The 25,001-nt window shown below is 56.3% G+C and carries 41 protein-coding genes; 18 read left to right on the forward strand and 23 right to left on the reverse strand.

Annotated features, from left to right (window positions below):
• Positions 1–46: 46 nt before the first annotated feature.
• The 14 genes from TPEN_RS09375 to TPEN_RS09440 all read right to left on the reverse strand — a co-directional run bounded on the left by TPEN_RS09375 (position 47) and on the right by TPEN_RS09440 (position 8,768).
• On the reverse strand, positions 47–1,714 hold the full coding sequence (locus TPEN_RS09375; protein WP_011751360.1) for a pre-mRNA-splicing factor CWC21: 1,668 nt from the start codon (positions 1,712–1,714) through the stop codon (positions 47–49).
• Positions 1,715–1,777: 63 nt separating this feature from the next.
• Positions 1,778–2,074 carry a hypothetical protein gene (locus TPEN_RS09380; RefSeq protein ID WP_011751361.1) on the reverse strand — a complete coding sequence of 99 codons (297 nt, stop codon included), beginning with the start codon at positions 2,072–2,074 and terminating at the stop codon, positions 1,778–1,780.
• The gene (locus tag TPEN_RS09385; protein WP_011751362.1) at positions 2,071–3,015 is read right to left on the reverse strand and encodes a CPBP family glutamic-type intramembrane protease; all 945 of its coding nucleotides are present in this window, start codon (positions 3,013–3,015) and stop codon (positions 2,071–2,073) included. Before TPEN_RS09385 ends, TPEN_RS09380 begins: the two co-directional genes overlap by 4 nt.
• Positions 3,012–3,572, reverse strand: coding sequence for a hypothetical protein (locus TPEN_RS09390; RefSeq protein ID WP_011751363.1), 561 nt, complete (start codon positions 3,570–3,572; stop codon positions 3,012–3,014). Before TPEN_RS09390 ends, TPEN_RS09385 begins: the two co-directional genes overlap by 4 nt.
• Positions 3,573–3,584: 12 nt before the next feature.
• Positions 3,585–3,803: a hypothetical protein gene (locus TPEN_RS09395; protein WP_011751364.1), complete on the reverse strand. Its 219-nt coding sequence runs from the start codon at positions 3,801–3,803 to the stop codon at positions 3,585–3,587.
• 42 nt (positions 3,804–3,845) lie between these two features.
• The gene (locus TPEN_RS09400) at positions 3,846–4,226 is read right to left on the reverse strand and encodes a hypothetical protein (protein ID WP_052885415.1); all 381 of its coding nucleotides are present in this window, start codon (positions 4,224–4,226) and stop codon (positions 3,846–3,848) included.
• A 79-nt stretch (positions 4,227–4,305) separates the two neighbouring features.
• Positions 4,306–4,677, reverse strand: coding sequence for a hypothetical protein (locus TPEN_RS09405; RefSeq protein ID WP_011751366.1), 372 nt, complete (start codon positions 4,675–4,677; stop codon positions 4,306–4,308).
• Positions 4,677–5,147, reverse strand: coding sequence for a hypothetical protein (locus TPEN_RS09410; RefSeq protein WP_052885417.1), 471 nt, complete (start codon positions 5,145–5,147; stop codon positions 4,677–4,679). The genes TPEN_RS09405 and TPEN_RS09410 overlap by 1 nt, the downstream gene beginning before the upstream one ends.
• 63 nt (positions 5,148–5,210) lie before the next feature.
• Positions 5,211–5,588 carry a hypothetical protein gene (locus TPEN_RS09415; RefSeq protein WP_052885418.1) on the reverse strand — a complete coding sequence of 126 codons (378 nt, stop codon included), beginning with the start codon at positions 5,586–5,588 and terminating at the stop codon, positions 5,211–5,213.
• Between the two features lie 173 nt (positions 5,589–5,761).
• Positions 5,762–5,995, reverse strand: coding sequence for a hypothetical protein (locus TPEN_RS09420; protein WP_011751369.1), 234 nt, complete (start codon positions 5,993–5,995; stop codon positions 5,762–5,764).
• 4 nt (positions 5,996–5,999) lie between these two features.
• On the reverse strand, positions 6,000–6,356 hold the full coding sequence (locus TPEN_RS09425) for a hypothetical protein (protein WP_011751370.1): 357 nt from the start codon (positions 6,354–6,356) through the stop codon (positions 6,000–6,002).
• 143 nt (positions 6,357–6,499) lie between these two features.
• Entirely contained in the window at positions 6,500–6,697 is a 198-nt protein-coding gene (locus TPEN_RS09430; RefSeq protein WP_011751371.1) for a hypothetical protein, read from the reverse strand.
• Positions 6,698–6,812: 115 nt separating this feature from the next.
• Positions 6,813–7,586: a hypothetical protein gene (locus TPEN_RS09435; protein WP_011751372.1), complete on the reverse strand. Its 774-nt coding sequence runs from the start codon at positions 7,584–7,586 to the stop codon at positions 6,813–6,815.
• A 483-nt stretch (positions 7,587–8,069) separates the two neighbouring features.
• Entirely contained in the window at positions 8,070–8,768 is a 699-nt protein-coding gene (locus tag TPEN_RS09440; RefSeq protein WP_011751373.1) for a hypothetical protein, read from the reverse strand.
• Positions 8,769–8,951: 183 nt separating this feature from the next.
• On the opposite strand from TPEN_RS09440, the gene TPEN_RS09445 reads away from it, so the two are divergent.
• The 3 genes from TPEN_RS09445 to TPEN_RS09455 all read left to right on the forward strand — a co-directional run bounded on the left by TPEN_RS09445 (position 8,952) and on the right by TPEN_RS09455 (position 10,311).
• Positions 8,952–9,350: a hypothetical protein gene (locus tag TPEN_RS09445; RefSeq protein ID WP_011751374.1), complete on the forward strand. Its 399-nt coding sequence runs from the start codon at positions 8,952–8,954 to the stop codon at positions 9,348–9,350.
• 152 nt (positions 9,351–9,502) lie between these two features.
• Entirely contained in the window at positions 9,503–9,862 is a 360-nt protein-coding gene (locus TPEN_RS09450) for a hypothetical protein (RefSeq protein WP_052885421.1), read from the forward strand.
• On the forward strand, positions 9,859–10,311 hold the full coding sequence (locus tag TPEN_RS09455; RefSeq protein WP_011751376.1) for a hypothetical protein: 453 nt from the start codon (positions 9,859–9,861) through the stop codon (positions 10,309–10,311). The genes TPEN_RS09450 and TPEN_RS09455 overlap by 4 nt, the downstream gene beginning before the upstream one ends.
• 133 nt (positions 10,312–10,444) lie before the next feature.
• Here TPEN_RS09455 and TPEN_RS09460 read toward each other — a convergent pair whose 3' ends face one another.
• Complete coding sequence (locus TPEN_RS09460) at positions 10,445–10,861, reverse strand: hypothetical protein (protein ID WP_148678129.1); 417 nt, start codon at positions 10,859–10,861, stop codon at positions 10,445–10,447.
• A gap of 43 nt (positions 10,862–10,904) precedes the next feature.
• Between TPEN_RS09460 and TPEN_RS09465 the strand changes: the two genes are divergently transcribed.
• The 15 genes from TPEN_RS09465 to TPEN_RS10030 are packed head-to-tail and all read left to right on the forward strand — an operon-like array spanning position 10,905 to position 18,462.
• Positions 10,905–12,032 (forward strand): hypothetical protein, encoded by a 1,128-nt coding sequence (locus tag TPEN_RS09465; protein ID WP_052885423.1) that lies wholly within the window; start codon positions 10,905–10,907, stop codon positions 12,030–12,032.
• A gap of 11 nt (positions 12,033–12,043) precedes the next feature.
• Positions 12,044–12,730, forward strand: a complete 687-nt coding sequence (locus tag TPEN_RS09470) for a hypothetical protein (RefSeq protein ID WP_011751378.1) — start codon at positions 12,044–12,046, stop codon at positions 12,728–12,730.
• Between the two features lie 45 nt (positions 12,731–12,775).
• The gene (locus tag TPEN_RS09475; protein ID WP_011751379.1) at positions 12,776–13,279 is read left to right on the forward strand and encodes a hypothetical protein; all 504 of its coding nucleotides are present in this window, start codon (positions 12,776–12,778) and stop codon (positions 13,277–13,279) included.
• Positions 13,276–13,575 (forward strand): hypothetical protein, encoded by a 300-nt coding sequence (locus TPEN_RS09480; protein ID WP_011751380.1) that lies wholly within the window; start codon positions 13,276–13,278, stop codon positions 13,573–13,575. Before TPEN_RS09475 ends, TPEN_RS09480 begins: the two co-directional genes overlap by 4 nt.
• Positions 13,556–13,774 carry a hypothetical protein gene (locus TPEN_RS09485; RefSeq protein ID WP_011751381.1) on the forward strand — a complete coding sequence of 73 codons (219 nt, stop codon included), beginning with the start codon at positions 13,556–13,558 and terminating at the stop codon, positions 13,772–13,774. The genes TPEN_RS09480 and TPEN_RS09485 overlap by 20 nt, the downstream gene beginning before the upstream one ends.
• Before the next feature lie 31 nt (positions 13,775–13,805).
• Positions 13,806–14,255: a hypothetical protein gene (locus TPEN_RS09490; protein ID WP_011751382.1), complete on the forward strand. Its 450-nt coding sequence runs from the start codon at positions 13,806–13,808 to the stop codon at positions 14,253–14,255.
• 49 nt (positions 14,256–14,304) lie between these two features.
• A complete protein-coding gene (locus TPEN_RS09495; protein ID WP_011751383.1) occupies positions 14,305–14,574 on the forward strand; it encodes a hypothetical protein in 270 nt (89 codons plus the stop codon).
• 5 nt (positions 14,575–14,579) lie between these two features.
• Positions 14,580–14,876, forward strand: coding sequence for a hypothetical protein (locus tag TPEN_RS09500; RefSeq protein WP_011751384.1), 297 nt, complete (start codon positions 14,580–14,582; stop codon positions 14,874–14,876).
• Complete coding sequence (locus TPEN_RS09505) at positions 14,873–15,067, forward strand: hypothetical protein (RefSeq protein WP_148678130.1); 195 nt, start codon at positions 14,873–14,875, stop codon at positions 15,065–15,067. Before TPEN_RS09500 ends, TPEN_RS09505 begins: the two co-directional genes overlap by 4 nt.
• Positions 15,052–15,402, forward strand: coding sequence for a DUF5658 family protein (locus TPEN_RS09510; protein ID WP_052885427.1), 351 nt, complete (start codon positions 15,052–15,054; stop codon positions 15,400–15,402). Before TPEN_RS09505 ends, TPEN_RS09510 begins: the two co-directional genes overlap by 16 nt.
• A 29-nt stretch (positions 15,403–15,431) precedes the next feature.
• Positions 15,432–17,306 carry a hypothetical protein gene (locus TPEN_RS09515; protein ID WP_011751386.1) on the forward strand — a complete coding sequence of 625 codons (1,875 nt, stop codon included), beginning with the start codon at positions 15,432–15,434 and terminating at the stop codon, positions 17,304–17,306.
• Between the two features lie 48 nt (positions 17,307–17,354).
• Entirely contained in the window at positions 17,355–17,555 is a 201-nt protein-coding gene (locus tag TPEN_RS09520; protein WP_011751387.1) for a hypothetical protein, read from the forward strand.
• Positions 17,555–17,845 (forward strand): FUN14 domain-containing protein, encoded by a 291-nt coding sequence (locus TPEN_RS09525; protein WP_011751388.1) that lies wholly within the window; start codon positions 17,555–17,557, stop codon positions 17,843–17,845. Before TPEN_RS09520 ends, TPEN_RS09525 begins: the two co-directional genes overlap by 1 nt.
• 13 nt (positions 17,846–17,858) lie before the next feature.
• Complete coding sequence (locus tag TPEN_RS09530; RefSeq protein WP_011751389.1) at positions 17,859–18,299, forward strand: hypothetical protein; 441 nt, start codon at positions 17,859–17,861, stop codon at positions 18,297–18,299.
• A gap of 1 nt (position 18,300) precedes the next feature.
• Positions 18,301–18,462, forward strand: a complete 162-nt coding sequence (locus tag TPEN_RS10030) for a hypothetical protein (protein ID WP_011751390.1) — start codon at positions 18,301–18,303, stop codon at positions 18,460–18,462.
• Here TPEN_RS10030 and TPEN_RS09535 read toward each other — a convergent pair.
• From TPEN_RS09535 to TPEN_RS09565, 8 genes are all read right to left on the reverse strand, one after another.
• Positions 18,459–18,707: a hypothetical protein gene (locus TPEN_RS09535; protein ID WP_011751391.1), complete on the reverse strand. Its 249-nt coding sequence runs from the start codon at positions 18,705–18,707 to the stop codon at positions 18,459–18,461. The two genes, TPEN_RS10030 and TPEN_RS09535, sit on opposite strands and share 4 nt — an antisense overlap.
• Positions 18,708–18,891: 184 nt before the next feature.
• A complete protein-coding gene (locus TPEN_RS09540; protein WP_011751392.1) occupies positions 18,892–19,323 on the reverse strand; it encodes a hypothetical protein in 432 nt (143 codons plus the stop codon).
• Between the two features lie 38 nt (positions 19,324–19,361).
• Positions 19,362–19,532: a hypothetical protein gene (locus TPEN_RS10035; protein ID WP_011751393.1), complete on the reverse strand. Its 171-nt coding sequence runs from the start codon at positions 19,530–19,532 to the stop codon at positions 19,362–19,364.
• Between the two features lie 453 nt (positions 19,533–19,985).
• Positions 19,986–20,183 carry a hypothetical protein gene (locus TPEN_RS09545; protein WP_011751394.1) on the reverse strand — a complete coding sequence of 66 codons (198 nt, stop codon included), beginning with the start codon at positions 20,181–20,183 and terminating at the stop codon, positions 19,986–19,988.
• Complete coding sequence (locus TPEN_RS09550; protein WP_011751395.1) at positions 20,180–22,081, reverse strand: DEAD/DEAH box helicase family protein; 1,902 nt, start codon at positions 22,079–22,081, stop codon at positions 20,180–20,182. Before TPEN_RS09550 ends, TPEN_RS09545 begins: the two co-directional genes overlap by 4 nt.
• Positions 22,082–23,124: 1,043 nt before the next feature.
• Positions 23,125–23,532 (reverse strand): hypothetical protein, encoded by a 408-nt coding sequence (locus TPEN_RS09555; RefSeq protein ID WP_011751396.1) that lies wholly within the window; start codon positions 23,530–23,532, stop codon positions 23,125–23,127.
• Between the two features lie 191 nt (positions 23,533–23,723).
• Positions 23,724–24,191, reverse strand: a complete 468-nt coding sequence (locus TPEN_RS09560; protein ID WP_011751397.1) for a hypothetical protein — start codon at positions 24,189–24,191, stop codon at positions 23,724–23,726.
• Between the two features lie 221 nt (positions 24,192–24,412).
• Positions 24,413–24,997 carry a hypothetical protein gene (locus TPEN_RS09565; protein ID WP_011751398.1) on the reverse strand — a complete coding sequence of 195 codons (585 nt, stop codon included), beginning with the start codon at positions 24,995–24,997 and terminating at the stop codon, positions 24,413–24,415.
• Positions 24,998–25,001 lie beyond the last annotated feature (4 nt).

Genomic DNA, 25,001 nt, shown 5'->3' on the forward strand with positions numbered 1-25,001 from the left:
CCACCGAGAAAGATAAACGAAAAAGGGAGATAAAAAGCCAGCGCTTTTACGGTATTACGTAGAGAATCTTCCTAGCCCAGTCCACCGCGGTGTTGACTACCCCCTCGGGGAGCCCTAGAATCTGGCAGTACAGGCGGAAGGCGGGCACCACGAAGTCCTCTATCCCCGAGTAGCCCAAGTGAACCGCGAATATCGCCCCGGCTATCACCGCGACTCCCCTCAGCAAGACCATGAGCCTCTCGACCGGTCTAGACGCCGCTATTATGCCTAGGATGACGACCACGGCGGCCAAGACCAGCCAGAGCAGGGGCTGTATGAAGGCGAACTTGTAGCTAACTGCTACCACCGTGGCTAGCAACAGCGTGGGCAAATCGGTGAGCCTCAGCATAGCCCTGCTACTCCTGCCCAGCAGTACGAGCGTCAGCGCCCCCGCGAGCACGCTAGCCACGGGGAGGAATACTAGGAGCGCGAAGACCAAGGCTCCCTGTATGCCGCCCAAGAACAAGCCCGTCAAAGCGGAGACGGCTAGCAGTCCGAGCCACAGCAGAACCACGCTAGACAAGAGCGCCACGATTACTATAGCCACGTACTCCGCCACAGCCCCCACCAAGTAGCCTACGAGCATCTGCCTGAACATCGCGTTTAGGACGGCGGAGACGAAGCTGAACAGGGGTACAACGACGCTCCTAGACTCTCCCCCCACCCTTATCAGGCGAACCGCCCCCGTGATTGCCCCGCCCAAGTACACCAAGAGGAATACGAAGACGGCTAGCAAGGCGGGTATCAGCGTGTAGCTAGCCAAGTCCAGCAGGAAGTTGAACAGCGCGACGACCACGTCCTTCTCCTCCATCAACCCCCAAAGCCCGCCCGCCCCCGACGCGGCGAAGCCCCTAGCCCACGTAATCAGGTAGGCTAGGAGCCCCGTCAAGCCCAGAGCCGCCACCATGTTCAGCGTTGCCTCCGTCATCCGCGAGAAGTAGTCGTACGTGCTCAGCACGCCCGGGTACAACGCCCGGTAGAGCGCGAGCTTCCAGCCCTTCGTGGCACCGCTAACAGCCTCCTTAGCCTTGCCGACCGCGGCGACCGCGGCGGGAGCCTTCTCCTTGAGCGCGGGGTACAGCCTCGGCGCGTACTCTTTCAGCATCCTGTCCACAGCCTCCGTGACGGCGGCGGCTCCGTACCTCTTGCTGAGCTCAGCCGTTAGCCTCTGAACCGCGAGCTTGTCCTCTTGGGGTAGCTCCACCTCGTATACCTTTTCGCCGGCTACGACTACGTACTCCTTACCCTCCTTCGTGATTATCGAGACGTCGCCCTCCGGAGTCTTCGCCACCGCGGCTATGTCCTCCTTTTTAAGCGGGGGCAGTGTCTCCAAGGGCTTACCGTGAACCATGACCCAAGCGCGCGTCTTCATCATGCCGCGGACGGCGTCCCTAATCTTGTCCATGACCTCGGCGACCTGTCTCTCGTGCTCCTCCTTAGCCTTTGCAACCTCCTCCTCGCCCGGGTACTCCTCTATCTCCACCTCCACCTCGGGCGCCTCCTCGATTTCCGCCTCGGGTATCTCCTCGATTTCGACCTCGACGGGCTCCGGCACCTCCTCCGCGGGCAGAACGCCCATCCGCCTAAGCTCCTCCTCGGAGTAGCCCAGCTGTTTGAGGTACTCGGAAGCCTCGTACTCCTTGACCTCTACAGGCTTCTTCCTCTCCTCAGCCACGGTTAAAGAAGCGGTCTACCGCCTATATAACCTTTGACGGGGGGAGAGAAAAAAAGACCCTTTTTAAGGCTTGGTCAGGTTCACCGGGCTTACCGGGGGAGCTAGGGGCTTGATTATCGCGGGGACTCCGGCGGAGACCACGAGGGCTAAGACGTTGATTAGCAGGATGATGCCGGAGACCTGCGGGTACCTCCTGCTCAGGGCTACCCCGGCGATGCTCCCCAGCATCATGGGTAGCTCTATGCCTCCGAGAGCCATCCTGAAAGCGCTGGGTATGAGTAGCACCAAGAGTAGCGTGTTGAGCAGGGCGAAGAGGAGCCTGATAGCCTTAGCGGTTCTAACAGCCTCGTCCGGCCTCATGCCACCACCCCCTTCACCTTCTCGGCTACCTTTTCGGGTATCTCGACGGTGACGCCCGAGCCGGAGTACCATACCGCGTAGACGAATATCGCTAGGAGCAGTAGCTCCACGGGTAGCATGCCGTACGCGATGCCGGCTAACGCGGTGTTGTATATGCCGTGGGCTACCACCATTGCCCAGATGTCTCCCCGGGCGAAGAACCACATCGTCAGCGTGGCGATGCCTATCAAGGCGATAATCACGGGGGCTTGTAGACCGTACTGCATCCTGCTGGGCACGTGCATGAAGAGGAACCAAGTGGTGGCTATGACTGTGGCTAGCCTATGGCTACTGTTAGCCAGTACGTTGTAGTAGGTGGCGGCTCTCCACATCTCCTCCGAGACAGCCACGACGAACAACATGATGAAAGCCCAGAACTGAGCCTCCAGCCCGCCCGAGCTAGCCGCGGGGGCTATACCCGTGTAGAGCAGGGTGCCGTTGTAGCCTCCCAAGGGCTCAAGCCTCCCCTGCAGGAAGAGGTTGGTGAGCAGGGAGAGGACTAGGACGACTATGAAGGCGGCGAAGCCGCCTATCACTCCGCGGGCCATGTCCGGCTCGGGGGGCTTGAAGCCCCTGTTAGCCAAGAAGAGGACGACCATGGACGTGCCCATCAGTGCTAGGTTGCTGTACCCGTAGCTGACCAAGCTGAACAGTATCGCGGCGTTGAGGGCTACCGGCATCACGAGCGTCCACGGGTTGTTGGGCTTAGCCTCCCCCCGACCGGGTATCGCCCCCGCCAGAGCCCCCACTACCAGCGAGACTATGAGGCCGCCCACGGCTCCGATTACGTAGAGTATGCCCAGTAGCAGGAAAGCCCTCAGAGCCACGTATGCCAGCAGTATGCCGGCTACCGCTATGGCGGTGTAGTGGACTAGCGCTACCTTGTAGCTCCCCGCCCTCACTCAAGCACCACCTCTACCTCTCCGAGCCTCTTCTTGAGAGCCCTGTACACCAAGTAGACTGCCACCGCTACGCCCGTAACCATAGCCGCTATTAGCAGGAGCGACGGGGCTCCGCCCACGCCCTCCAAGACAGCCATGTTCTCCGCTACGTCGGCGGAGTAGCCGAAGTAGCTGAGGCTCGCGTCCACCACGAGCTTGATGATGAAGAGGGCTAGGATGTTCTTTATCAGCGTGTTGAGGGTAGCCCTAGGCACCGTTATGGGGAGGAAGGCGGTTACGAAGTTGGCTACCAAGCCCAGCGCCACGTATATACCCGTTATCACTATGACGGCGTAGATTACGTACTTGAAGACGGTGTAGAGCAGGCTTATAATCGCCTTGCCAACCGTCTCGGGGCTAGGCTGGGTAGCGGCGAGCGGGGGCACCAAGGGTATGCCTGCCACCTCTGCCGTGACGACTACGCTCCTAAACGCGGCTATGACCCAGAGCGTTATCAGCACCGTGGTGAGCACGGCGTTCACGAGGCCCACGGTTTTAATCGCCCTGTCCAAGTCCACCCCCACCACCCCTCATATCAGCCTGTGCCTGAGCTTCGTGGCGTAAATGAAGTACATGCCGAGGACGAAGACTCCCTCCAGCAGTAGGTTGGGCAGTCCTAGCGTGTAGCCGAAGGGGTTCCAGCCTACAATTATCGCTCCCACCATGAAGAGTACGAATACTGCCACGGCGAAGGCGTCGCTCTTAAGCACCCTTGAAACCGCTTTGGCTATACCTTTCTTTCTAGGCATACCTATCGGGAGAAAAAGAGGCTACACACCTATTTTAAGGTTCTACTCGTAGAGCCAGCTCCTCAGCGACCTGAGCCTCCTCTCCGTCTCCGCGTACTCCCTCCAGAGCCTCTCGGGAGCCGCCTCCGTCTCCTCGTACAGCCTTATATCGTTGTAAAGCTCCTCCGGGCTCTCGGCGCTCGCCTCGCTCCCAATCTCGCTTAGAAGCTCCGGTAGCCCGCGCTTAACGGGCTCGACGGCGCTTATCTTGCCCCTGATTGCGTGGACGTCCGGAGAGAACACTCTTACAGCGCCTTCGGGCGTGTAGAGGACTACCTCGTCCTTCTTCACGATAGCCCTGCCCGCGGGGCACACCAGTATATACGCGTTTCCCTGACGCTCCACCTTACAGCCAGCGTACTCGAAAGGCACGATTCTAGGCATACCCGCTCATCAACGATGAGCGACGTTGGGCTATAAAAGCGTTGACGGGGAGAAAAAGGCTACAAAATTTTGTGGTTATTCAGACCCCTACCTCCGCCTCCCACTGCGCGTACGCCTCCTCAACCAAGCTGTAAAGCTCCTCCGGAGTGTGCACCTTCTTCTTGAACTTGCCGTCCGTGATGTCGTCGAGGTAGTGCCAGAGAGGAACCCACGAGAGAACTCGGGCACCCGGCCCGTACCACCCCTCGGTCTCGCTCCTAAACACGTAGCCGAACTCCTCTTCGCCTTTAGGTCGAATCACCGTTACGTGCTCGTGTACCTCGACGAACCCTCCGGGGCACTTCAAGAAGTACACGGCTTCACCCTTCCCGCCGACACTCTTGGACGGCGGATACACTTGATGCACTACGATGCATCCCCCCAGCATCGGTACAGACGCCTTACGGTTCATTATACCTCACCCCGCGGAAGAGTGAATGCCAGCTCGCCCGACTCGACGTAAGCCTTGCTAGACCTCCACTTGTTGTAGGCTCTGCGGGCCATGCCGTAAAGCTCCTCCGGAGACTCGACCGACTCGACCCTTGTAACCACCGGTTCAACCTCGTCAACGTCGAACCCCATCGACTCCAACGCTTCTCTAGGCTCATCGTACAAGCCAATCGACGACAAAACGTCCGACAAAGACGTATCGGCGTTGAACAGCCTGTCCCCCGCAACCTTCAACAGCCAACCGTCCTCGCTCCTAAAGAACGCTTGCTCCGTAACCGTATTGTCGCGACGCACGGTAACCGATACGTGCTCGGGCTCGACGTACGCCTCTCCACGCGGACACTTCAACAGAAAGCCCTCCCCGTAACGCTCAACCCTACAGCCCCCCAGCATCGGCTTTTTGAGTTCGAAGTGAGGATACCTCTTGCTCATCGAGAAACACGAGACCGGAGGAGTATAAAAGCGTTGACGGGGAAAAGCCACAAAATTTTGTGGCTATTCGTAGACCTCGCCGTACCTCTCCCTCAACCTACGCTTGACCTCCTCGATGTCCTCCTCCCAAGCGGTGTACACGGACTCAGCCATGCCGTAAAGCTCCTCCGGAGACTCGGCTTCCTCCTGAAAGCCTATCGACGCTAAAGCCTCGCTGAAAGGTCTGGCGGGGTACCTCAAGTCCCTGCCCTCCACGCTCACATCGCCCTTGTAGAAAGCCATCCTGTTGTCCTCGAAAAGGAACACCGCACCCTCCTCGCTCACCACCGCGTTACCGCGCCTGCAGACAACCCTGTAGCCCCCCGGTACACGCTCAACCCTACAGCCCCCGAGCGTGGGCTTCCTCAACAGGTACTGCCTCAACCGCCTATACTCCTCCATCGAGACCGTAGAACCGTACACGCGCTATAAAAGCGTTGAGGAGAAAAAACACAAAATTTTGTGGCTATCGTTTTCTCTTCTTCTCTTTTTCGCGCAGGTAGAAAGCCACCGCGCAGGGGAGGCGGGTCACGTCGGGTGAGAGAGATGCGTGTGAGGGGCGCGCCGCGGAAAGCCTACCCGCCTCCCCAGTTAAACGGGTCGTCCTGCGTTAAAAGCTTTTCTCCGAGGTACTTGGCTACAAGCTCCTCCACGATTCTCCTGCTGTGCTCCACGATTATCCTTGAGCCGCACTTGTAGCAGTAGAACTTGCCCTCAATCTTCGCGCATACATCCTCGCTACCGCAGACACAGCACCTAGGCTTAGGCTCCCCTCTCTCCCCGACGCGCGCGCTCTTATACCTAGCCATCCTCTCACAGCCTCCTGAAGCTACTGGGCATGACCTCCCACGCGAATGTTAACGCCTGCTCGACGGTCTCGAAGCATACGCCGTACTTCTCCGTGACCTGTAAGAACAACTGCCACTCCAAGAAACCCGCGACTATCACGACGTCTCCGCCGGGGTTGTTTCTGGGCTCATCGGTGCATATACAATCCCTGCACCTGCACGGCAGGAAGCTAGCCGCGTTAGCCAGAAGCTGGGAGGCGTCTCCCCGCCACTTCTCCGTCAAGTAGCGTAGCAAGCCCCTAGGTAGCTTGGAGGAATCGACTACTAGGAGTTTCCGGGTAGCATTTACTCGGTTGATTTGCTCCTCCGTAAGCCTGTGCATAGCCACCGTTACTCGCTTCAGTTTCGGGCTTATAAACTTTAACCCTAGGGAGAATTAAAGGAAAGGGGAGCCGTACTCCACACCGTCCTCGGAGCGGTGTGGACTGCTACTCCGCGAAAAAGGCTACAAAATTTTGTGGCTTTTCACTCCTCCTCTTCCTCGGACTCCTCCCACCACCACTTCCTAACTCTGGGAGGTTGCTCCCAGTACTCCTCCTCGCTCTCCCACTCCTCCCACGGCTCCTCCTCTTCTTCAAGCCCCGGGGGAGCCTCGACAAGCTCTTCTTCGTCCTCGAACTCCACTTCCAAGCCTCCGCGCCTAAGCCAATCCCTGAGCCCCATACCTGCCACCCTTCCAGCCAGCTTTACGCGCGGCAGACCTAGATAAGGGTTTAGGATTCGTCCGTGCAGGGTTATATCGCTTTCGGGGGAGGATTAGCCACAAAATTTTGTGGATTTACTGTCTCCGCGCCGTCGAAAAGCCCCGGCGACCCTTCTTCTGAGAGCCGTAAAGGGCTCGCCTAAGCTCCTCCCTCTCCTTTCTAACCTCGGCGATACGCTCATACATCCTAGCAAGCTCTGCCTCGATTTTAGCCGCCCTCGACAGCATCTCCTTGTCCTTGTTATCGTCCCTGAAAACCTCCTTTCTAAGCTTCATCCAGACGTAGTAGAGCTTCCAATACCTAGAAATGACCGCGTCAACCTCCCTCAGCCTTCCCGCCAGCTCCTTCATCCTCTTCGCCTTATACTCCTCCACGAAAGCTTGGAAAGCCTGACGCCCCCACATCTCCCCTCTACCCTCCACTTTCACCCACTTATCGTGTAGATGCGGCGGTACCTCCTTCTCGGCGTAATGCCTAGCCTCCTCATCCAGCCCCTGCCACTCCCCCCACAGCATCTTCACTTCATCGACAGCCTTTGCGAGCGCAGGTCTCAGCTCCTCCCAGCTCCTAGCGAAATCATTGAACTGTGCTACAGCCAAGGGGGGCACGCCCGCCACCTCCGCCGTAAGGCTTCCATCGCGCGCCTGAGCTACAGCCTTCTCCTCGAACACGTTGCTGAGCCCGAGCCTCACGCTGTCCGCCTCGATTTTCTCCTTGAGCGCCTGTCTAACATACTCGCTTACGCTTACGCCGAGCTGAGCCGCGATGCGCTTAGCCTGCTCGTAAAGCTCACCTTCCAAGACCAAAGGCACGACCTTAGCGTTTCTAAGCTTTTTGGGACGGGGCATAAGCGTTCAAAACACACAGCAATGTCCACACAAATAAAGCCATCGTTAATTAATTAATTAACAAATAATCGAAACCCCGGTAAGAAGAAAAAGTAGCCGAGAAGACAGCGCCTCTGCGCGCCAGTTTTCGCCACAAAATTTTGTGGCTAATCCTCCCGTTTTTCTTTTCACGGACTTCCCCCTGTTTTCCGCTAAAAATCATTTTTACCTTTTATGAGCCGCTCCCAGCGCTCCCCGGTAAAACTCGTTTTCATTTTTATGGGTTGTTCTCTGTTTTCTGAGAGTAGGGGGTATGCTGAACCGGGGGTATACCCCCAACCCCCTATTATAATAAGTCTAGACTAAAATAGTATAGGGGGTTAATTATATAACTATCCAACCTTCCTAGTCTATTTTAGACCTATTCTTACCGCGAAAACGGGGGTATAGGGGGTTCTGGGCATACCCCTTTTCTCAACGAGAACAAAAAAGAAAAAACTCATTTTAGGCGGGTGTGGGAGCGGGGGCTCCCGCGGGTGCAGGTGCTCCAGCCATCTCTTTTAGCTTTGCTAGGAGCTGTCTGGCTACAGCCTCGCTTGTGGCGAATTCGACCACGGTTTCCCCCTTAACGTTATATTTGCTGAGAACCTGCTCGATGATGTCGTAGCTTCCCGGGATGTTGTCCACGATAGTCTTGAGGATTCTCGCGGAGACGGTTATAATCTCGGCTACAGCCTTGCTCATCTCTGCAATTTCGTCATGCTTCCTAGCCGTGGCTAGGGCTAGGGCGCGCTTGAACACCTTCTCCCCCTCTAGGAAGCTCTTGACGTCCTCGACGTTCTTGAACAGGCTTACGAGCTGGTACTCCGCCTTGTTCACCTCGACGACGTCGGCCCATAACAGGTGCAATGCTCCCTTGCCCGTGTCAACGCTCGCCGCTAGGGATTGAGGCGCGTGGAAGAGGTAGCTGGGAGCCATGTGCATGTAGTACCAGCTGGGGAATAGCCGGATGGCTATCTTGGCGGGTATGTTCCACCACTTGGAGGCGGCTCTCTTAGCCCTCTTCACCCCGTCGTCCATCTTGTCGAATGTAGAGAAGACGACCTTAGCCACCATGACCAGCTCCGTCTCTAGGAAGCCCATCTCCTCTATGCGAGCGTAGAGCGCTTTAGCCTCTACGGGGTCGAATACTAGTAGCCACATACGATTCTCCCTCGGCGCTCCCCCTTTTAACGCTATTTCTCTGTGGCTATGCACGGATACACGGGGATACACAAAGATGATGTGCATGAAAATGCACGGGAAAACTTCCTAGGGGGGAGAGGGGGGCTTTCTTCTCATAAAAAGCGTTTTTAACGCATTTTGCGCGTTTAGAACGGGGGTAAAATGCCCAGAGATAAGAACTACCTGTTCAAGGTGAAGGTTAAGCGGTACAAGCGGGGAGGGCACGTAGTAGAGATTGTGGCGCGCGGGCAAGGCTTGAAGAGCGCCTACTACCTAATCGACAAGCTCCTAAACAACGAGCTTATCCACTACCAGCCCACGAGCGTCGTCCGAAGGCTCAAGAAACGCCAGCGCTTGGAAGGCGGGGGTAAAAGGTTCGTAATCGAGAGCAAGCCGGTCAAGCCGCGCGAGAAGAAGCCCCCTGAGAACGAAAAGCCACAAAATTTTGAGGCTAATCCGCCGCCATCCCCGCCGGCTCCCGCCGAGGACTCCGAGGAGGAGCTACCCAGCTTCGTCAAGGGCAATCCTTGGGTCGGGATACTGTCTCAGGGTCGGAGGTAGCGTTTGTTTTGTTTCCTTGAGTGTTTGGATTGTCTTTTCAGCGAAAAAACGGTTTTTTAACGGCTTGTCTCGGGCTTTTCCCGTCAATCTAAACGCTGTTTGAAAATCGATTCAACGCTAGGTTTATATGCTTGGTCTGCGGGCGTTTAACCGTGGCTAGGGAGAAAAACCTCGAAATGCGAAAAGCAATCCTACAGTTATGGAATCAGGGCTTCAGGACGCCTAGGGCTGTGGCGGAACGGTTAGGGGTGCCTACGGGGAAAGTAAGGTGGTACATGTGGCAGATGCGCCGCGAGGGTCTTCTCCCGAAGAAAGACACGGAGGGAGACCTTTTGGACAAGAGCCTGACGCTCTTGAAGGGCGCGCTTTTCCACATCTCCTCTACTCGCATCGACATCTACGCCTCAAACCCAAAGCTGGCTGACTCTCTGGCCCGCGCCGAGAACTACGTGAGGGAAGCCATGGAGTTGATTCAGGTATACAGAAGGATGAAGTGGGTGGTTAACAGGTGAAGCGGGAGGACTGGGAGGTCATAGAGGAAGATGAGGAAATCGTAGAAGAGGAGGAGGAGCCCGTGGAAGAGGAGGTCGTAGAGGAGGACGAGGAAAGGGTTAACGAGCCGGATGAAGTAGTGATTGCTAAGCCGGAGCCGAGCCTAGAGAGCTACATGACTCGGACGGAGCTGTTCTTGATGCACGTGTACGAAACAAAGAGGTACTTCAACATGAGCCAAGAGGCTAAGAGGAGGGGGATGAAACAGCTCGCCTCTCGCTTCCTCAGGGAATCTAGGCAACACTTACGGGTAGCGTTTCACATGTGCCCCTATCGGCCTCACATGTGCCCCTTGTACGACGTCTGGACGGGCAAGTGCCCAGTAGGGCTGGAGGACAGGTGCCGCCCGCTGGCATGGTCTAAGGCGAGACCGAAGAAGATACGGGGCTGGTTCAGGAAGAAAAAGTAAGCCTGTCTCCCTGAAACGTTAAACGTTTTTTGTTTTTATAGAGGCAACAGACGAGAAAGAGATTTCTCCGCTTAATTTATTTTTATTTTATAGAGGCAAGAGACGAATAAGAGATTTCTGCGCTTAATTTCATTCATCTGGGGAAGGTGTAGGCGCGGAAGGCGTTGTCCACAAAATTTTGTAGCCTTTTCTCGCGGAGCCACAGGGCTAGAAGCGCGGTTAGCCGTGCGTAGACCGTCAGCCCCATGAGCCACGAGTAGACGGGTATCTTTACGAAGAAGTCCGCGTCCCACCACTTCTCCCAGCCCAGCAAGCCGAGCTGGTACCGGTACCACGTGTAGGGGTCTACGCTGTAGCCAAGCGGTATAGCCGCCCATAGGTACGCTAGGTCGTCGAAGAGCGTGTAGGCGAGGAAGTTCCTCAAAGTAGCGCTCCACGCGTCCTCCAAGCTGACGGCTAGGACTAGGAGCGTGAACAACAGGTGGTAGCCGGGGGGCTTAACCTCCATGGTCATGTACGCGTCGAACACGGTGAGTACCGCCGCCCTCAATAAACCGTTAAATAGGCCTCTAAACACGTCTAAAGCGATGCGTATGGACAAGAAAAAGCTGTTGGTAGTAGCGTTACTGCTAGCAGTTGTAGCCGGAGCCGTCTACCTCGCACACCTAGACGCCGACAAGAGGGAGGTGCCCTCCGAGACCATCGACACAGGCAAGTACATAGACGCCTACGTCTCCGTCTACGTCAACGGTAGGCTCGCGGCTACCCAGAGGATGCACAGCTTTACGAGCGCCTTCTCCTACCTAGCGCCCATAGCGTTCACGCCTACCTCCAGCTTCACGCAGACTTCCACGTTTACCGGAGTGGTGGAGCCCGTCTCCGCGTACGGCGCGGCGCTGACCCCGGGGAGCTACAGCTGGATACTGCAGAAGGGCAGGTTCTACGGGTGTCCGGCGAGCGCGGCGAGCCCGTGGCAGGTAGCCATAACGCAGACCCCGCTTCCTAGGCTGGTGGCGGTCTTCTACAACACGTCCGGCTCGAAGATAGGGGAGGCGGTTTTCTCCGGTACGAGCGTAGACCTAGCGAACAAGGTGGTGAACGCTACCGGCACGGTGCTGTACTTAACCGCGAGCTTCACCTACACCGGTGCTACGGCCACCAATATAAAGGAGGTGCACTTGGCTAGACCCACCGGACAGGTATACTCGCTGGCACCCGGGGCTTCGTGCGGCGGGATGAGGATTACTAACGACTCGTTCGCCACGGCTATAACCGTCAACCCCAACGACGTCGTTACAGTCGTCTACACCTTCTACTTTAAGAAGCCCCTGACCACCAACTTCGCCTACATGTTCCTAGCATTCCTCTACAACGCGAAAGACCAAGTCGTGCCGCTCAACGCTACGGACGGCTCCACCTTCACCTTCAACGTCGCCGTCGCCGTCCCCATAAACACCACCATATCTGTCTTCACGTCGAGCGGCACCGTCTCCGTGAAGGAGCCAACCGTCACCGTGGGCCCGGGGGTATGGGCGCTGAGCCAAGCCTTCAAGTTCACCAGCAACGACTACGTGACTAGGATACAGCTGAGGGTTAGGTTCGAGAACGGGAAGGACGTCGTGATAGTGGACTACGTGCCGAGCCAGCCGATACCCGTCAAGCCCGATAGGCCCTACATCTTCAGCGTGAGCTTCAGCTACCCCTTTGTAAACAAGCCTTAAGGCGAGGAGGGATGAGGAGGAGCGTAGTAGCGCTACCGCTACTACTCCTAGCCCTGCTAACCGTCAACGCCGTGCCGGTCAACCCTCCAGCCTACACACTGGGAGTCAGCGTGACGCTTGGAGGAGAGGAGGTGCCCGAGCCCGTAGCCGTCGTGTTGAGGGTGGCTTTCAACAAGACGCTCACGGTCAGGTTCATCGGGGAGTCCAACGGGGAGAAGGTCGGGCTAACCGTAGCGTACAAGGTTAACGGCACGGAGAGGACTGCCACCGCCGGCGTGGACGCGTTGAACGTGACCGCGGCTTACATCACGCCTATCATATACGTATTCACGGTGCCCCAGAACGTCACGGTGGGAGGGACAACCTACAAGCTGAGCAATAGCTCGACGGCTACGGTTGACCCCGTATCTACGGACACCGTGCTCTTCGTCTACACCGCTCCGTCCACGGCTCCGCCTAGCGGTGGCGGTGGAAACCAGCCCACGGCTCCGACGATGCCGTCTCAGCCCTCCATCAACACTCCATCGGAGAAGAGTAGGATAAACCTAGGCGAGCTTCTGGTCTGGGTTCAAGGGGTCTTAGCATGGCTGATGGAGCACCCCGAGTACCTACTGCTGATAGTCCTAGCCCTGCTCGTAGTGCTGGTAGCCTACTACCTGAAGAAGAGGCGGGAGGAGCTGGTCATAGAGATAGGGTAAAGGAAAAACGATAGGTTTTTTCTCCGGTTTTCCGCCCGTTTACACATGCGCAGGTTAATCGAGCTTGTAAAGGTGTTGAGGAAGCATAAGAGGGTGCTGAAAGCCGGCACCGCCTTCGCGGCTAGCGTCGTAGCCCTAGGCGTCCTGTGGGTTACAAGCCCACTGCACTTCCTCTTCGCGCTCTATGTGGTCACGGGGCTCCTCTTCCTAGCCGTCCTCCACGGCTTGGACAAGACCTTCGCCTTCCTCCCCTTCGCGCTCATGGTCTTCCTAATCACGGGGTTGACGGGGCTCTCGGCTCTACTGCTGACGGGCAGTTACGGGCTACACCGCTACGACCTCCAGCTCCAGATAGTCGCGGGAAGCATAGCCGCCGTTACGGCGTACCTCTCGGTTTACTGGCTCGTGCCCCGGGGCAAGTTCGAGGTGATAGAGGGCTACGGGGAGCAGTTCCTCGACGAGGTAAGAAGGGTCTTCGAGAGGCCCCCTGACGAGAGGAAGGTCTTGGAGGCTAAGAAGGCTCTCAAGGCGGGGGCGAGCCCCCTGTGAGCGAGAAGAAATGCGAGGTGATGAGCTTCGGCGAGTGGGTTCAGCTTTACGGAGGCGGTGTCAGGGAGTACTTCGAGTACTTGGTGCTGGAGATGGTGAGGCAGAGGGGGGAGGTGTCGCTCACGGCGATAATGGACGAGCTGAGGAGGCAGGCCGACGGGGATAAGCGGGTCAGGGCGTGGTATACCCCCCAGAGGGTCGTGACGCTCCTCGCAATCATGGCTAAACAGGGGAAGATAAGGCTCAAGCTCGTGGGCAGTAAGCGGGTGGTCGAGGATGGGAGAAGAGGTGCCTAGGTGCTTCTGCGGGGAGGTAGCCGTTATACGCGTGGGTGACGTACTGCTCTGCAAGAACCACTGGCGCAAGGTGCTCGGTGCTCTAGCCAAGATTGGCGACTCGCGGGGGGAGGCTACCTTGGAGGACGTGAAGGTGGAGGGCGGGGAGCTGGTGCTGAGGGTGTCGGGTCGTATAATCAAGGTTAGGGAAAAGCGATAGAGATTTTAACCCCCGTTTTCCACAAAAATTTGTGGCTAGAAAACCCCGCTCCCAGATAGTCTGCCCCCGTTGCGGTGCACCGGGTAGCATCGAGCGTTTCTACAGCAACGGGAGGGCGTACCTCAGGGTCAGGCACAGCTTGGGCGGAGGGAAGAGGTCTTACTGCTACATAGGCCCCGCGGACAGCTACGTACACGTGGAGCTGTTGCACGCCTTGACGCTCACCAACCTAGTAAACACAGACCCGGCTCAGGTAGCGGAGAGGGCTTTGGAGGAGCTGATAAGCTCCGCTAGGTTCGTCCACGGTAAGAAGGACTTGGAGGGCTGGGTAGCCCGGGCTAAGCTCGCGGTAGACGCCGTTGAAATCGCGTTGGAGAAGCTTAAACGGGTCTTGGAGGAAAAGGAGGCTGAGCTGGAGGCGCTTAGAAGGGAGGAGGAGAGGGAGCTGTTGAGGCAGAACGGTTTACTCGTGTACAAGTAAAACGATAAGTTTTTTAACCCCCTCTTTTTCCAATTTTCGTGGTGAAACCATGAGCATAAGAGAAAACGTCGTTATAAAGGTACGACGTCTAAAGGATTTCGTCGAGCACACTAGCAGGGCTGACCGCGTCTTCTACTACTCTAGGGGCACCTACTACGTGGCGATTGCAGGGAGTATGATTTGGGCGGGGGACATAGGCGTTGAGCCCGAGGACGTCAGGAAGGAGTTCCTCAAGGTCTTGAACGTTAAAGGCGTGGAGGTGGAGGACATACTCAAGCCCTACGAGGTTCCGGACTACCTCAAGAGCCTCATGGAGTGAGGGGCATGCGCGCCAAGGACTTCCTAGTCGAGGAGGTAAGGGAGTGGCTGGCCGAGTACCTTGCAAGGCATCAGGGGGGCATAGCCACCGTGCTGGCTAGGTACGCGGCTAGAGACCTGCGCCGATACCACCCCGTAGCCGTCAGCCTAGCGATAACGCAGGTGAAGATGGTCACGGACAAGCTGGGGAGGGTCTGGGTCTTGGACGACAAGCTTACTAGGTATGCGAAGGTAAGGAAGTACGTTTACAGGCGGGAGAACGGCGGAGTGGGTGAGGTGGTACGCGAGTACTATGCGAATTGATAGACGTCTTGGCTTTCGGCTTAGCCGCGCTCTTCGTCCTAGCGTGGTTCGTCTACACGGTGAGGCTGGCGGTCAAGCCCAGCCTTTTATTCCCCTTCGAATTCGTCGTCTCCGTCTTCTTCCTCCTCTTCTTCCTAGCCCTGCTCCTAGCGGTGCACGAGGCGGTGAAGGAGTCGTGCAGAGAGAGGTGAAGCTCTGCCTAGCCCTAGCGGGTCTCAGCAGGGTAGCCGACATGGCTACAACCCTGCCGATACTCCAGAAGTACGGGCTACAGGGGGAGCTGAACCCCGTGGCTCGGGCGTTTTTCGGCATGGGCGTAACCGGCATAGCCTTCGCCTTGGTCGCCGGCACCGTTCTAAGCGTCTTTCTCGCGTGGGTCAACTGGAGGAGGGGCGGGAAGAAGTACCTCTACCTGTTCACCGCTTTCCTCTGGATACCCTTCTTCAACAACATTGTCGCATACTTTAACGCCCGCAACTATACACTCGTGGACTTTCTTTTCCTAGCCCTCCGACCTCTACCTTAAAATAGGGGTTTTTTCTCCCCTTTTTCTCGATGGGCATGAAAAGGTACATACCCCTGTTACTGCTACTGGTAACGGTAGCCTTGGGCATCGCCACCGTAAAGGCGGCTCCCGTCACGACTTACACGGTCTTCGTCAACTACACCATGTACACGGGCACCGCTCCAGCCGCGGGTAGCACCTACTGGTTCAACTTCACAATCACTCCAAGCCTCGACGTCGTCATCGTGACGGTAGAGGACTTGGGAGGCGCTAGCCAGAGGACGGTCTACGTGGACAACGTGGCTGTAACCCTGCCCTACAAGCTGAAGGCTGGAGAGACCCACAGGGTAGCCGTCAAGGTCTACTTCCCGAGCGCGCTGACTGTAGCGTGGTTCGGCAAGACGATACTCGCCTACAACAGGACTGAGGACGTAAACCTGCAGGTAAAGTACGTGGGCTACGGCTTCGACTCCGTGTCCTACGGGAGCTACGTGGGTAGCGTGGACAACGTGGCAACGCTGACCGTCAAGCTGGACACGCCTTACACCATGGGGGTCACACACACGTTCAGCTCTGTGTCCACGGTCGTCTGGCTCAGGTTCCACCCGGCGATGCCGATTAAGGGCTACACGGGCACCGCCTACTACACCACGACCTTCAACGCCTACACGATTGGAAGCCAGCCCGCGGGCACCGATAGCTACACCATCTCCAACAACCCGGTAACCGTCACGGTTGACTGTCCACCGCCAGTAGGGCTCTACGAGCTTGTCTGGTACGTGAGCTGGGGAGGCTTGACGGAGAAGATGCTCGGGGCGCCGGGCACCCCCACCCCCAACAAGAACTACGCTAGGCTGGTCGGCGCCACGTTTACTTGGAAGTTCACCCCCAACGCCACGTACTTCCCCACGACCAAGGTTGACGAGTACCTCTTGGTGAACGGTAGCAAGGCTTCGAGCCTCGCGCTGAGCAAGAAGGGGCTCTACAACGCCACCTTCGTCAACATCGGAAAGATGAACACCACGTTCTACGGAGTGCTGGCATACCTGCCCCCCGTGGTCAGGGCGGGTACCATGTACGTCTACGCCGCGGAGCTTAAGGTCAACGTGCTCTCTCAGGTAGGCACGGTGGGAGCCCCGAGCCCCGGCTTCACTCTCAGCTTAGCCGGCGCGAACGCTCCCGGCTACTTCGCGCTTCAGGTCAAGGTGCCCGAGGGAGTCGTCACGGTCGAAAAGGCTGAGGGAGTGGCGTGGAACAGGACTGTGCTCCCCGGCATAGCCAAGGACGTCAAGACGAGCCTCGACGCCGATAAGCTGGTCTACACCGTGAACTACACGTACACGCTGTACTACGCGCCTATAGTGGGAGGCGTCAACTTCCTAGGCGCGTGGGGCATAGAGGAGACTCCGAGCCTTACGCCGACGAGCCCGACTATAGCCACTCTGACTGCCAGCAAGCCAGTGGTGCTCAACGCTACTAGAAACGTGATAAGGGTCTTGGACTCCGCGGGCAACGACGTCAGCTTCGTCGGGAAAGCCATAGCGATAAAGAGTAGCGGCACCTACACCGTCAAGCTTGAGACCGTGATAAAGGTCGTCAACCTCTACCAAGGCAAGAAGATACCCGCCACGGTCAGGCTCTACGACGCTAAGGGCTTGCGCCTAGCGGAGAAGACCGGGGAGGAGGTAACGTTCACGGTTGAGCCCGGACTGCTCTACACGGTCGAATCGGACAACGGTAACGAGGTGCTGACTCAGCGCGTCACGCCTACACAGGACGTCGATGTAACAATGGAGTTCACGAAGCCTCCCGCCGTGGTAATTCCGTGGGAGTGGGTGTGGCTAGCGCTGGCCATAGTGTTCCTAGTGGTTCTGATATACTTCGCTAAGAGGCTCAAGGAGGGTCTAGAGATAGTAGTGGGGTAAGCCCCGTAAAACGATAGCTTTTTTTCTTTCTCTCTTCTTTTCAAGCATATGAGCTGGGATTGTGGAAGGTGCGAGGACGACACGCACGTCAGGAGCATGGAGGGGAGGGTGGGAGGGGGAGACGGCGCCGTGTGCTACCTGTGCGGTCTACCCGCATACGCCTACGTGGACGGTAAGCCCGTGTGCGTGTACCACTACGCACAGCTCATCTCCAAGAAAAAGGTGGCGGCGGAGGTGAGGGCTAGGTGATGGAGCTGGCGGGGGTTGGGGCTGTAAGCGTGGTCTTGGGGTACGCGGTTAGAAAGGGGGTCAACTTCATACTGGGGCTTCTAGGCGTTTTCGTCGCCTTCCTCCTAGTCCTTCAGGCTCTGGGCTACGCGGTGGTGGACTGGGCTAAGCTGGTAAACGACGCCTACGGGCTCCTCGAATCCCTGCTATCCCAGCAGGACTTAGCCTCGAAGCTTGAACAGGTCTTACCCGGGGGACTGGTGGGCATAGCCGGCTTCATGGTGGGCTGGAAGCTCGGGGGGAAGCTGTAAAGAGGGGGGCTAAATGGAGGCTGAGGACTTCCTAGCCGTAGCCTTCGTTCTAGCGCTAGCCACAGCCCTAGCCCTCGGGCTGTTCACGGAGGGGGTAAAGGCTGTCAGCCCGGCGTGGGCTGGGGGAAGTAGCGGAGGGGGAGGAGGGGGGTCTCAGGTTAGCCTAGGCGTCGTAGAGCTGGAGGTAGAGGGGTACGCGCCGAGGAGCGCTATACCCCCCGGGGTTCTTTTATCCGCTAAGCCCCTAAACGTTGTCAACGCTACCTGCAGGTGCCCCGAAGACCCGGAGACGTTCAAGGGCGGGGTAAAGTGTATATGCTGGGTCACGGTCAAGGAGGGGTGCTACCCCCTGTATCCCACCCTGTGCGCTAGGACTAACGTGGTGTGCACGGGTAAAAAGTACAGGGTCTGGTGGGTATCGGGGGGCTGGGTCATCCCCACCACGGGGGGCTAGAATGGAGGGGTTTAGGCGGGAGCTGAAGGAGAGGGCTTTGAGGGCTCTACGGGAGGGGGTAAAAGGGGTGGACTTGGAGAGGGCTCTGAGAGAATTCGAGGAGACTAGGAGCGAGGTGTGGAGGGAGCTGGAGAAAAAGTATAGGGAGAGGGGGCTAATCTAGCCCAGCTCTACCTCCAGCTCGAAGTCCTCGCGTATCTCTTTCACTAGGCGCTTGGCGGCTCTCTCGCTCGCCGCTCTACCTATCTTCTCCAGCTCTCTCTCGAGGTGCACCCAGTCCTCCGAGAGCGCTAGGGTGCTCAGGAGGGGGTAATCCCAGAACTCGGCTACTTCCTCTCTCCAGTAGTCGCTGAAGTAGGAGGAATCGGCTAGGTACCTGTCCACTACCTCCTTTCTCCGCTCGCTCATCGAGGGGTATAGAGGGGGAGGGGGCTTTAAAATATTCCTCGGGAAAAGCCCCGAGAATATGAGGGGTCTACCTCCCTCGTTTTCGCCGTTTCTGTGGGGCTCGGGGTATAGCCCAAAAGCCCCGTAAGAGGGGGCTAGCCCTCGGACCGAGGGGTGGGGGCTGAATAGCCACAAAATTTTGTGGCTAAATCGCGGCTAAAGCGTGCTCTACCTTCGCGATTGCTTCGAGGGCCCGGGCGTCCCTGCTCATCCTCCCCTCGACGGCTAGCTCCCTCAGCACTCTTACGTCTTTCCACGTGTAGGGGTACCTAGACTTGTAGACGTTGAGCAATCTGACTAGGTCGGCGTACTCCCTTCTGCACAGGGCTATCAGGCGGGCTAGGCTCTCCCATTCATGCGCGCTCAGCCTAGCCCTCTTAGTCTTTTTTCCTCCCCATTCGACCACTACGTAGCCCCCTATCCTCTCAGCCTCCCTTATGTCCTCTACAGCCCTAGCCGGGATTCCTAGGGCTAAAAGGCTCCTCGCCAAACACTCCGCGGGGTTGTCCGTGCACTCGAATGGTCTAAGCCTCTCGTATACCGCTCGGTAAAGGGACTCAATCCTAGCCCTGCTCACGGGGGGATAAGGGAAAAACAGGGATAAAAAGCCACTTTTCAGTACTCCCTAACATCGGCTAGGAAGTCTCGGACTAACTGCTTTACCTCGGGGTCTTGTAGCAATTCCTCTATAGCCTCTCTAAGAGCCTCCTTTATAGCCTCCTTCACGGTGTCCTTAAGCTCTTTTCTTAGCTCTTGTAGCTCCTTTATTACCGCTAGCTCTAACATTGCTTATTCGATGGCTATACGCCTTAGGGGGATATAAGCCCATCGTTTAAGCCTACAGGCCCTAAAACGAAAAAGCCCCGAGGAAAAAGCCGAGAGAAAAAAGCGAGGAAAAAAGGGCTTAATTCTTCTGGGGCTGGGGGCTGAGGTACTCAGTCAGAGTCCTCTGGTCTAGGTAGACGTTTATCGGCACCTGTTTCTTCGGGATTTTCCTCGGCATTTCTCGCCTCACCGAGGTATAGGTAAACGGGGTAGCTAATAAGGATTTCGTTTAACTTTTCACAGGGCTATACGTTAGCCACAAAATTTTGTGGCTAAAGCCCCGAGGAAAAAAGCGAGGAAAAATCTAGGGATAAAATCCTAGGAAAAGCCCCGGGAATAAGGGCAGTAGCCCCCCCTCATTTTCAACGATTCTGCGGGGCACGGGGTATAGCCCAAAAGCCCCTAGAAAAAGGGCTATTTCCTGGGCTTCCTAGCCTCTATGTAGACTCTCACGCCTCTCCTCATTTTCCTAGCCGTGTACGGTCTACTCCTGCGCACCTGTAGCCCCATCCTTATGAGTAGCTCTTCGACTGCGCTCACTATCAGCCTGTATTCCTCCTCGCTTATCCTTTCCTTGTCCGCGATAATCCTGATTTGCACGTCTCCCCTCACTGCAATCCCCTCCTCGCGAATATCGCCTTTAGCTTGTGAAACGCCGTCTCCTCGTGCGTGTAAGCCACGTAGACGTAGAACAGCGTGGCTTTCGTCTTTCCAGGCGCCGGTCTCAATAGCCTCCCTGCTCTCTGTATGAGCTGTCTGTCAGTCGTACCGCTCGCTAGCATTACGCCTACGCTTACCTCGGGTACGTCTACTCCCTCGTCTAGCACTCTGCACGTCACTAGTACTCTGAAGGTTGAGCCCCACTCTTTGAGTATCCTCGCGCGCTCGGTCTTAGGCGTCTTGCTGAGTATCGCTTTTCCTCCGAGTGTCTGGGCTAGCTTTAACGCCACGTCTTGGCTCTCAGTCCACACTAGTACTCTGTTGTGCTCCTGTGCTAGCCTGTTGATAAGCGCTAGCGCCGAGCTCCACTTAACAGGGCTCCTCGCGGCTAGCTGTTTCCTTAAGTTTACCAGCTTCATCAAGTCCTTCTTCAAGTGTTTCTCCCCGTCCTCTATGCGCCTGCTTAGGCGCCTAATCTTCTCCTGTATCTCCTCGTACTGCTGGTAGAACTCCTGTGTCTCCGTCACTCTTATCCCCACTAGCTCGATTGGCACCATGTAGCCTTGCTCCTGTAGCTCGCTCGGGCTTACCTCATAGCGCTTAGGTAGTAGCATGTCAAGCACCCACTGCTCTTCTGTGTCCTCGCGCTTGTGCGTCGCGCTAAAGCCATAGATGTGCACGCCTAGCCTAGCCAGCCTCGCCAGAGTCCTCGCTAGCTCCCTAGCCCCTGCATGATGGCTTTCGTCAACTATCACTGCGAAAGGCGTGTAGCCCCGCTTAACCTCGCTCACGAAAGTGTTGTAGACCATTACCGTGATTAGCTCGCCTAGCCCTTGTCCTCGCCTGTTCACTCCCCCGTACTTCACGTTCACTCTGAGCCTCCACTCCCTCTCAAAGTGGCTAGCCCACTGCTCAGCCAGCACTTGCGTGGGCACGATAATAGCCGTGTCATAGCCCCATAGCGCTAGGTTCACGGCTAGCGTGCTACCGATAAGCGTCTTTCCGCCGCCTGTGGGGATTTGCACGGCGCCGTGCGCGCTGAGTAGCCATCTAAGCGCTATCCTCTGGTAGTCGCGCATTTTCTTCGGCACGACAATTTTAGCCACGCGTATTTTCCTAATGCGCTCGCTTAAAACTCTAGCCGTGTAGTCTCTCTCGGTTAGCCCCTGCTCCCTTAAAAGTTCTTTGAGCCTTTCCTCGTCGCCTGCTAGGTCGGCTAGCAGTTCATAGCCCCATATCGACGTGTCCACGCCTAGGATTATCTGGGTGCTGGCTTCTTCCTCGGTTAGCTCTAGCTCGCTTATGGCTTGTGGGGCTAGGATTTGTCTCCAGTCTACGTACTGCTCTACGCCTAGCTTTTGGGCTAGCTCTGCGTATTTGTCTTTTAGGCGAGGATTCTGGGCTAGGATTTGCTTAGCTTCCTCGATTTCCTCGGGGCTAGCCTCGCCTAGCTCTACCTTGTCGGCTAACACCGCGAGGCGGCTCTCAAGCCATGAATTGTACTGCGCTTCGACTTCCTCGGGGCTATTATTATCAGAATAATAAGCCCCGCCTAGCCATTTAGCGAGGATTTTTTCGACGATAGCCAAATTCTCGCCTAGCGAAAGACTAGAATCTACGGCGTCGCATATGTCGTTGACGATTTCCTGTGTGTCTAGCCCTTTAGCCCTTATAAGGGCTAAGCGCGAGGCTATAGCCCTAGCTATTTCGAATTCAAGGCTAGGGGCTAAATCGCGGTTACGCCTTATGGCTAGGCGCAATCGCTCTACCTCGCTATTGTAGGCGCTTAGAGGATTAGAGTCGGGGCTAACTTCTTTTCCTATAGCCCCCCACGCCTTTTTCTCTCGCATATTCCTCGCCTAGAATATACGCCTAAGCTTAAAACGTGGTATTAGTAATCGACGTTATTAATCGACTCTGGGCTAAAAGAAGTTAGCCAAAATCGCCTATTAGCAATGGCTATAGCCAATAGCAGTAGCCATTAGCTATAGCCATTAAGCATTAGAAAAAGAGTCGAATCGCAATTCGACTAAAGGCTATTAGCCCAAAAACGAAACAAAATTCGACTCTTACGCTATTATTCGAATTGTCAAAACAAAAATCGACGATAGCCTATTAGCCTTTAGGCTAAACGCTTATCGACTCTTACTAATCGACAAAAAGCTAGCCGAATTTAGCCTAAGAGTAAACGACTATAGGCTAAAGCTCTTTAGCCTATTGGCTATTAGCCCAAAAACGAATAGCCATTCGACTATAGGCTATTAGCCCATTGGCTAAAGGCTATTCGACTCTTACGCTATTAGCCCCTATTCCTCTCGCTCTAGCCCCTATTAGCCCTAGCCCTATAGCCCCGTAGAGGTAGAGGAAAAGGCGAAAACCCTCTAGCCCCTAGGCTAGCCTGTATCCCTTCTTTCCTCCTTTTTCTTTTTGTTTTTCTTTTCCCTTCTTTTCCAATTTCGCGGAATTGGAAATGAGGTTTCGGGGCTTTCGTGGGGCTTTTGGGCTATGCCGCGAGCCCGTTTACCCCCGTTTCTCTCCCTAGCCCCCCTCTGTATCCCCCCTCCCGTATATTGCTCCCGCGACGGGGCGTTTTACACCGATAAAACGAAACAGGGGAAGCCTCCCGTTTTTTCCCTTTTCGCAAAATTGGAAAAAGCGGAGAAACCTAAAGGAAAAAAGCGCTTAAAACTAGGGCCTGTAAAACGCAATTTTCCCCTCGAACCCGGGGCTAAAGCCCAAGGGCTAGACCCCCTCCGTTAAACCCCCCTCTTACGGGGCTTTTGGGCTATACTCTGAGCCCCACAGAAACGGCGAAAAAACGGGGGGCTAACCGATTTTGTACCCGGGGCTTTTCCCGAGGAAAACGCGAGAAAAAAAGAACAGTTTTAGGGGTTTACCTGAGGATGCCGCGCTCCCGGGCTATTTTCTCTATTGGGGGAAACGTGTGTTCAAAGCTTGTCCCCAGCCACGTCAGAAACTCGCAGTACTCGCTTTCGAAGCCGTCGGTCTCCAAGGCGCGTATCATGCGGTAGTACTGCTCCATGTAGCTAGCCCTGACGAGGATTGTGTTCTTGAACCCGTAGGCGCATACGAGAGCCTTGAGAGCCCCGAGGAAGTCAACCCAAGCCTGAAGCCCCTCCTCTTCAGCCTTCTTCTGAAGCTCCTCTATCTCGTCGATGAGGACGGGTACGTTGACGTCGTTGACCTCGCGGATGGTGTGCACGAGCATGTCTAGGAAGGTGTGCTTGAGGACTGCGCGGCTAGCGTCCTTGATTTTATCGGCGAATTTCTCGTAGACCATGGCTTTTCGCCGAGAATAGAGTAAAACGGGGTAGCTAATAAACCTTTCGTTTTACACAAAACGGGGCTAAACGCATGCTAGCCGCGAAAAACCACAAAATTTTGTGGCTATTCAGCGCGACGGACTCTCCTCACACCCTCGGTAGCCGAGCCTCATCACACGCGAGAGAGAAAAAAGAACGATTTTAGGGGTTATTCTTCGCAAAAGCCTTCCCAATCCTCCTCTTCCTCCTCCCAGTCCTCCTCGGCGCCTAGGTAGTAGTTGACGATGTCCTCGAAGTCCTCGTGGAATTCGACCATCACGTGAATGTCTAGGTCGCTCCACAGCTCAATGACCTCGCCGACGTATCCGAGGAACCACAGGATAACCCCGTCTCCTTCAGCCCCCTCCCAGACCTTCAGCTCGTCGTGCTCCTCTATTATGTCCTCGAAAAACTCGCCCTCCCAAATCTCCCTGAGGTGGACGATTGCGAAGGTCTTGTCCTCGGCGTAGTCGTGACCAAAGGTAAGGACGTAGTCGTAGATATGCTCGGGTGCGGCTAGGTACACGCGCACGTACCTGACGGGGGAATCGACCTTCTTCAGCTGTGCTCCCCTGTAAAGCTCTCTGACCCTCTTTATCTGCTCCCTCGTTTTCTCAACGGTTGTTGTCACGCTCATAGCGGGGTATAGAACGCGGGGGTAGCTAATAAAGGTTTCGCTTTATTTTTCACGGGGGCTAAACGAAAGCATTTTGTAGCAAATCAGAGCTGTAGGCTCTCCTCACGGCTCGGCGCCAAGCATGCTCATCACGCGGTTCAACACCGAAACCCTGTTTCGGTCCGAAACTAGAAAAAAGCTTCGAGCGAAAGAGCGAGAGAAAAAAAGAGTAATTTTAGGGGCTAATACTCCTCGTCCTCCCAGTCCTCCTCATCCCAGTCGATGGGCTCGTATTCCTCTCCGTAGTCGTCGAAGTCCTCTTCTTCCTCTTCGCTAGCCGAGTCGTAGCAGACGCGAGAAGAGTCACACTCGCAGGGTAGCTCGTCCTCGTCTCCGGGCTTCTCCCAGTAGGGTCTAAGAGTGCCCCAGTCGAAGCCCTCGATAAGCTCCAAGGCTTGAGCCAAGGAGAGCCTCCTGTAGACCCATACCTCGGTCACGATTTCCTCCACAGCCCTCTGAAGCCACACGGGGGCACACCTAGACGCTTGAACCTTCACCCACCTTTTGCCACCGCGACGGAAGAGCCCCACGTAGACGGCGCGCCTGACGACCGTGCTGTCCGTGATGCCGTCTCTTCGCCACACGTCGAAGGTGCCCGGTACTCTGAAGCGGTGCTCGCCTATGCGTCCGGCGCAGTAGCCGCCGTCTCCGCAGGGGTAGATGCCGCGCCACACGGCTAGCCGTGTGGCTCGGTAGCTCTCGACTGCGTGCTCGGTGCACAAGCCCTGCCTGTCGTCGCAGTTGACCCAGCAGTCTAGTAGGCTCATGCTT

The sequence above is a fragment of the Thermofilum pendens Hrk 5 genome, from assembly GCF_000015225.1.
Classification (GTDB): Archaea; Thermoproteota; Thermoprotei; order Thermofilales; family Thermofilaceae; genus Thermofilum; species Thermofilum pendens.